At 59.7% G+C, this 6,538-nt stretch carries 7 protein-coding genes; 5 read left to right on the top strand and 2 right to left on the bottom strand.

Annotated features, from left to right (window positions below):
* Positions 1-147: chorismate synthase (locus tag VIL80_RS15850; protein ID WP_332037061.1), on the top strand; the 147-nt coding region annotated here is incomplete at its 5' end.
* 75 nt (positions 148-222) lie between these two features.
* On the opposite strand, the gene VIL80_RS15845 is transcribed toward VIL80_RS15850, so the two are convergent.
* Both VIL80_RS15845 and VIL80_RS15840 read right to left on the bottom strand, forming a co-directional pair.
* Positions 223-900: a TIGR04219 family outer membrane beta-barrel protein gene (locus VIL80_RS15845; protein ID WP_332037059.1), complete on the bottom strand. Its 678-nt coding sequence runs from the start codon at positions 898-900 to the stop codon at positions 223-225.
* Between the two features lie 102 nt (positions 901-1,002).
* Entirely contained in the window at positions 1,003-1,881 is an 879-nt protein-coding gene (locus tag VIL80_RS15840; RefSeq protein WP_332037058.1) for a LysR family transcriptional regulator, read from the bottom strand.
* Between the two features lie 121 nt (positions 1,882-2,002).
* Here VIL80_RS15840 and leuC point away from each other — a divergent pair, with 121 nt between their 5' ends.
* The 4 genes from leuC to asd all read left to right on the top strand — a co-directional run bounded on the left by leuC (position 2,003) and on the right by asd (position 6,396).
* Positions 2,003-3,451 carry a 3-isopropylmalate dehydratase large subunit gene (gene leuC, locus VIL80_RS15835; RefSeq protein ID WP_332037057.1) on the top strand — a complete coding sequence of 483 codons (1,449 nt, stop codon included), beginning with the start codon at positions 2,003-2,005 and terminating at the stop codon, positions 3,449-3,451.
* Positions 3,451-4,098: a 3-isopropylmalate dehydratase small subunit gene (gene leuD, locus VIL80_RS15830; RefSeq protein ID WP_332037056.1), complete on the top strand. Its 648-nt coding sequence runs from the start codon at positions 3,451-3,453 to the stop codon at positions 4,096-4,098. Before leuC ends, leuD begins: the two co-directional genes overlap by 1 nt.
* A gap of 29 nt (positions 4,099-4,127) precedes the next feature.
* The gene (gene leuB / locus VIL80_RS15825; protein WP_332037055.1) at positions 4,128-5,201 is read left to right on the top strand and encodes a 3-isopropylmalate dehydrogenase; all 1,074 of its coding nucleotides are present in this window, start codon (positions 4,128-4,130) and stop codon (positions 5,199-5,201) included.
* 79 nt (positions 5,202-5,280) lie between these two features.
* On the top strand, positions 5,281-6,396 hold the full coding sequence (gene asd / locus VIL80_RS15820) for an aspartate-semialdehyde dehydrogenase (protein ID WP_332037054.1): 1,116 nt from the start codon (positions 5,281-5,283) through the stop codon (positions 6,394-6,396).
* Positions 6,397-6,538: the final 142 nt, after the last annotated feature.

Genomic DNA, 6,538 nt, shown 5'->3' with positions numbered 1-6,538 from the left:
CGTCACGACCCCTGTGTGGGCATCCGCGCAACCCCCATCGCCGAGGCGATGATGGCGATTGTGCTGATGGATCATGTACTGCGCCAGCGTGGGCAGAACGGGGATGTGGAGTTTGGCCTGAAGATTCCTGCGGGCGAGCCAGGCTGACTCGCAGGGAATTTCCGACATAAAAAAAGGCGGGGCGCCAACAGCGCTCCGCCTTTTTTGTTGGCCGGCCGGTTATTACAGGTGCAGGCTCAGGCCCAGGTAGGGGCCTTTGATTTCCAGGTTGGGTTCCAGCTCGTCCAGTTCCGGGGCGTCGATGGACATGGCGCGGTAGCCGGCTTCCACGGCGAAATCCAGCGCGGGTACGAAGTCCCAGCGGATTTTCGCAGTCAGGTCGGTGATTTTGTCACCGTCATACTCGATGCCGTTGCCCTGGGCAATGATGGACCAGCCGGTAAACGGCAGATCGAAGCGGGCCATGCCGTAAACCATCGGCAGGGTGCCGGCAAAATCGAGAGTGACGGGTTCATTGCCGAAGCCCATCACTTCCAGGGAGCCGTCGAAGTTGCGCGCGGTCAGGCCCAGGTCCAGGTTTACCCAGTTATCCAGGATTTCGTAATAGAGGGTAGCGTCGGTGTGGCTCAGGTCCAGACTGCTATTGATTCCGTCAAACTCGGACTCAATTTGGGAGTGCGCCACCAGGATGTTTGGCACCAGCGGGATCGGGTGCTCCAGCGCAGCCTGCAGGAAGGTGTTGTTGTCTTCCTTCAGGTAATCGCCGTTCAGCACGTTGTTCAGATCACCGCTATAGCTCGGTTTCCATACGCCGGCAGTGGCATCAAATCCGAGAATAGTGTCAGCGCTGGCACCGGCAGAAGCCAGGGCGGTACAGATAGCCAGAGTTATTTTTTTCATTGGAGTCTCTCCCATTAGATTCTGCCGCGCATTCTAACGGGTTTACGTGAAAGTTCCCTGACCAGTTGTCGATTTTGAGATTTCTTTACGTTTACGGGAGATTTAGAGCCCCCTGGCTTCCTTGAATAGCAGCTGCTGCAGCGCGTTGGCGGCATTGCTGAGGGTGCGGTTGCGGTGATAGATGATGCCCAGATTACGCACGATGCTCAGTTGCGGCATGGGCAGTTCCGCGAGGGTCTCATCCACCAGGGTTTTCGGCAGCACGCTCCAGCCGAGGCCGACGCCGGCCATCATCTTGATGGTTTCCAGGAAGTTGGTGGCGAGCTTGGCGGTGAGTTTGAGGCCGTGGGCGTCGAACTCGCGCTTGATCAGGCGCCCGGTGTAGGTGTTCATATCCGGCAGGATCGCCGGGTACTGGGCCAGCGCCGGCAGGTCTAGCTCCGGCATCTGCGCCAGCGGGTGGTCCGGGGCGGCGACCACCACACAGGGGTCCGGCCAGATAATCTGGGCGTTGAGGCTGGGGTAATCCTTCAGCGCCAGGGTGACCACGGCGAGTTCGTATTCGCCGGCCATCAGTGCCTCGTACGCCTGCTCGGAGTCGAGAAAATCGATATCCAGGGCGACGTCCGGGTAGCGGGTACTGAAGTCCTTCAATACCGGGGGCAGATGGTGCAGCCCGACGTGGTGGCTGGTGGCAATGCGCAGGCTGCCGCCGATGGTTTCGCCGAGGCTTCTGAGCTCCCGTTCCGCGTCGCTCACTTCGTTCAGGATATGGCGGGCGCGGGGCAGCAGGGCGCGGCCGGCATTGGTAAGCTGCAAGCGGCGGCCGATGCGGTCGAACAGCGGTGTGCCCAGTTGCTGCTCCAGGGAGGCGAGGCGTTTGCTCACCGCCGGCTGGGTCAGGTGCATCTGTTCCGCTGCTTCGGACACCGAGCCCTGTTCGGCGATCGCCAGGAAAGCTCTAAGCCACTGAATTTCCATAGATGTCCGCCTGCACTGTTGGAGTATTCCAAAAACGAATGCGCCATATAATAAATATAAATTGATGTTATTCAATCCCCCCCCTAGACTCCGGCATGTTATCCATAGAGGAGATGGGGCTATGGGCCACCCTGAGAATAAAAAGCAAACTCTCTACGACAAGCTCTGGGAAGACCACCTTGTAAAAAGCCGCGACGACGGCACCGCACTGATTTACATCGATCGCCACCTGATTCACGAGGTGACCTCACCGCAGGCGTTTGAAGGCCTGCGTCTGGCGGGGCGCAAGCCTTGGCGTACCGATTCCGTGGTGGCCACACCCGACCACAACGTGCCTTCCGATGCGGCAGAGCGCGCCGGTGGTATCGAAGGTATCCAGGACGAAGTGTCCCGGATTCAGGTCAAGACCCTGGATGAGAACTGCAAGGACTTCGGCATCGTCGAGTTCGGTATCAATGATCCCGGCCAGGGCATCGTGCATGTGATTGGTCCTGAGACCGGTGCGACCCTGCCAGGTATGACCGTGGTGTGTGGCGATTCCCACACCTCTACCCACGGCGCGCTGGGTGCGCTGGCGCACGGTATCGGCACTTCCGAGGTGGAGCACGTGATGGCCACCCAGTGTCTGATCCAGAAAAAGATGAAGAACATGTTGGTGCGCGTGGATGGCGAGCTCGGCCAGGGTGTAACCGCGAAAGACGTGGTACTCGCGATCATCGGCAAGATCGGCACTGCCGGCGGTACCGGTTACGCCATCGAGTTCGGTGGCTCGGCGATTCGCTCCCTTTCCATGGAAGGCCGTATGACCGTGTGTAACATGGCGATCGAAGCCGGTGCGCGTGCGGGCATGGTGGCAGTGGACCAGACCACGCTGGACTATGTGAAAGGCAAACCCTACGCGCCCAAGGGCGAGCAGTGGGATATGGCGGTGGCGAACTGGAGCCGCCTGCACTCCGACGACGGCGCGCACTTTGATGCAGTGGTCGAGCTGAAGGCGGAAGACATCGAGCCGCAGGTAAGCTGGGGAACTTCCCCGGAAATGGTGTCATCGGTCAATGCGCTGGTGCCGAACCCTGCGGAAGAAAGCGATGCAACCAAAAAGGCCGGTATCGAGCGCGCGCTGGAATATATGGGCCTGACCGCCGGCCAGAAAATTACCGATATCAACCTGGATCGCGTATTCATCGGTTCCTGCACCAACTCCCGCATCGAGGATTTGCGCGCTGCGGCGGAAGTGGCCAAGGGCCACAAGAAAGCCGACAGCGTGAAACAGGTGCTGGTGGTTCCGGGCTCCCAGTCTGTAAAGGCAATGGCGGAAAAAGAGGGACTGGACAAGGTATTTATCGAAGCGGGTTTCGAGTGGCGCGAGCCCTCCTGCTCCATGTGCCTGGCGATGAACGCGGACAAGCTGGGCGCCGGCGAGCACTGCGCCTCCACTTCCAACCGCAACTTTGAAGGTCGCCAGGGCTACGGTGGTCGCACCCACCTGGTGAGCCCGAGCATGGCGGCAGCGGCGGCGATTGCCGGTCATTTTGTGGATGTGCGCGAATTTCAGAAGGAGGCCGTGTAATGAAGGCTTTTACCAAGCATGTGGGCACGGTGGCACCGATGGATCGCGCCAATGTGGACACAGATCTGATCATTCCGAAGCAGTTCCTGAAGTCGATCAAGCGCACCGGCTTCGGCCCGAACCTGTTCGATGAGCTGCGCTACCTCGACGAGGGGCAGCCAGGGCAGGATTGCAGCCAGCGTCCGGTGAATCCGGATTTTCCGCTGAATTTCCCGCGCTTCAAGGGTGCTTCTGTGCTGTTGGCGCGCAAAAATTTTGGCTGTGGCTCCAGCCGTGAGCACGCGCCCTGGGCGCTGGATGATTACGGTTTCCGTGCGGTAATTGCACCGAGCTTTGCGGATATTTTCTTCAACAACTGTTTCAAGAATGGCCTGCTGCCGATTGTGGCGGACGAGGCGGTCGTGGATCAGCTGTTTGCGGAAATGTACGCGCAGGAAGGTTACGAACTGACCATTGATCTGGAAAAGCAGCAGATCGTCAAACCGAACGGCGAAACCATCGATTTCGAAGTGGATGCGTTCCGCAAGCACTGCCTGTTGAATGGGCTCGATGATATCGGCCTGACGCTGGAAGATGCGGATGATATCCGCGCGTATGAAGCCAAGCGTCGCGAGCAGGCGCCGTGGTTGTTTGACGCGGTGAAATAACTGCGCGAGAGGGGAATTAGGAAAAGAACATGAGCAAGAAAATTATGATCCTCCCGGGCGATGGTATTGGCCCGGAAATCATTGAGCAGGCGGTTGCGGTTCTGAAAACCGCGGACGAAAAATTTGGCCTGGGACTGGAGTTTGCCGAAGGCCTGATCGGTGGTGCTTCCATCGACGCACACGGCGAGCCGCTGACCGACGCCGAGCTGGAGAAAGCTGGCGCCTGCGACGCGGTGCTGCTGGGTGCAGTAGGTGGCCCCAAGTGGGACAAGCTGGATCGCGCCATTCGCCCGGAAAGAGGCCTGCTGAAAATTCGCAGCGGTCTCGGTCTGTACGCCAACTTGCGCCCGGCCATTCTGTATCCGCAACTGGCAGACGCCTCTTCACTGAAGCCGGAAGTGGTCTCCGGTCTGGACATCCTGATCGTGCGCGAACTCACCGGCGGCATTTATTTCGGTGAGCCCCGCGGTATCCGCACGCTGGAAAATGGCGAAAAGCAGGGCTTCAATACCTACGTGTATAAAGAGTCCGAAATCGAGCGCATCGCGCGCACGGCGTTCGAAGCAGCGCAGAAGCGCGGCGGCAAGCTGTGTTCCGTCGACAAGGCCAACGTACTGGAAGTTACCGTACTGTGGCGCGAAGTGCTGGACCGCCTGGCCCCGGAATATCCGGATGTGGAGCTGTCGCACATGTACGTGGACAACGCCGCGATGCAGCTGGTGCGTGCGCCCAAGCAGTTTGACGTAATGGTGACCGGCAATATGTTCGGCGACATTCTGTCCGACGCTGCCGCCATGCTTACCGGCTCCATCGGCATGCTGCCCTCTGCCTCACTGAACGAATCCGGTTTCGGTCTGTACGAACCCTGCCATGGCAGTGCGCCGGATATCGCAGGGCAGGGCATTGCCAACCCGCTGGCCACCATTCTCTCCGCGGCGATGATGCTGCGTTACTCACTGGATATGGGCGAGGCTGCAGATGCCATCGAGGCGGCGGTGAGCAAGGTGCTGGACCAGGGATTGCGCACGGCTGACATCTACACCGAAGGTTGTAAAAAGGTCTCCACCGCGGAAATGGGCGCAGCCGTGGTGGCCGCTTTCTGAGGCGGCACCGGTTAAATATCTCGCGCTGTCCCGGCAGGAGCCGGGACTTGAACTCTCACAGATTTGACAAGGTAATGAAATGAACAAGGTAGGATTCGTAGGCTGGCGCGGTATGGTCGGCTCCGTTCTTATGGGTCGCATGCTGGAAGAAAACGACTTCGCGCATATCGCCGAGCCGGTATTTTTTTCCACCTCCAATGCCGGTGGTAAAGCGCCGGAAATTGGCAAGGAAATCGCCCCATTAAAGGACGCCTACGATCTGGAAGCGCTGGCGGAGCTGGATGCGATCGTCAGCTGCCAGGGAGGCGACTACACCAAGGAAGTGTTCGGCAAACTGCGTGAAAAAGGCTGGAATGGCTACTGGATCGACGCGGCCTCCAGCCTGCGTATGAATGACGATGCGATCATCGTACTGGACCCGGTAAACCGGGAGGTGATCGACCGCGGTATTGAATCCGGGGTTAAGAATTACATCGGCGGCAACTGTACCGTGAGCCTGATGTTGATGGGCCTGGGTGGCCTGTTCAAGGCGGGCCTGGTGGAGTGGGTTACCTCCATGACGTACCAGGCGGCCAGCGGTGCCGGCGCCAAGAACATGCGCGAACTGATTTCCCAGATGGGCGCGATTCGCGACGGCGTCGCCGCAGAACTGGCGGACCCCGCCAGCGCGATTCTGGATATCGACCGCAAGGTGGTGGAAACCATGCGCGGCAGTGATTTCCCCACTGCCGAGTTCGGTGCGCCGCTTGCTGGCAGCCTGTTGCCGTGGATCGACACCCAGCTGGAAAATGGCCAGAGCCGTGAAGAGTGGAAGGCGCAGGCGGAGGCCAACAAAATTCTCGGCACCAGCGCCGTTGTGCCGGTAGATGGCACCTGCGTGCGCATCGGCGCGATGCGCTGCCACAGCCAGGCGTTTACCGTGAAGCTGAAAAAGGATGTGCCGCTGGCCGAAATCGAGCAGCTGATTGCTTCCGCCAACGACTGGGTGAAAGTGGTGCCGAACGACCGCGCCATCACCGTGCAGGAGCTGACGCCCACCGCGGTGACCGGCAAGCTGGAAATTCCGGTTGGTCGCCTGCGCAAGCTGAGCCTGGGTGGGGAGTACCTGAACGCCTTCACCGTCGGCGACCAGCTGCTGTGGGGCGCCGCCGAGCCGCTGCGCCGTGTGCTGCTGATCCTGCTGGGCAAGCTGTAAGCGTAATCCCGCCCATTTCGCCGCCCCAATTCCCTGGGGCGGCTTCCTTCCGCCTCCTCCACGCGTATAATCCCCCGCATTTTTCAGGCTGCTGAAATTATCGCCGAACTGGCCTAAAAGCAGTCGACCCACAGCATGAGTA

Source organism: Microbulbifer sp. (assembly GCF_036563125.1).
In the GTDB taxonomy this organism is placed as follows: domain Bacteria; phylum Pseudomonadota; class Gammaproteobacteria; order Pseudomonadales; family Cellvibrionaceae; genus Microbulbifer.
Note: the sequence above shows the minus strand (reverse complement) of the source record. Positions and strands in the feature narration are given on the sequence as shown.

What these genes read in the sequence shown, in the direction of transcription:
- leuB (WP_332037055.1), top strand. Translation starts at nt 4,128, where the DNA reads ATGAGCAAGAAAATTATGATCCTCCCGGGCGATGGTATTGGCCCGGAA.
- asd (WP_332037054.1), top strand. Translation starts at nt 5,281, where the DNA reads ATGAACAAGGTAGGATTCGTAGGCTGGCGCGGTATGGTCGGCTCCGTT.
- VIL80_RS15840 (WP_332037058.1), bottom strand. Translation starts at nt 1,881, where the DNA reads ATGGAAATTCAGTGGCTTAGAGCTTTCCTGGCGATCGCCGAACAGGGC.
- leuD (WP_332037056.1), top strand. Translation starts at nt 3,451, where the DNA reads ATGAAGGCTTTTACCAAGCATGTGGGCACGGTGGCACCGATGGATCGC.
- VIL80_RS15845 (WP_332037059.1), bottom strand. Translation starts at nt 900, where the DNA reads ATGAAAAAAATAACTCTGGCTATCTGTACCGCCCTGGCTTCTGCCGGT.
- leuC (WP_332037057.1), top strand. Translation starts at nt 2,003, where the DNA reads ATGGGCCACCCTGAGAATAAAAAGCAAACTCTCTACGACAAGCTCTGG.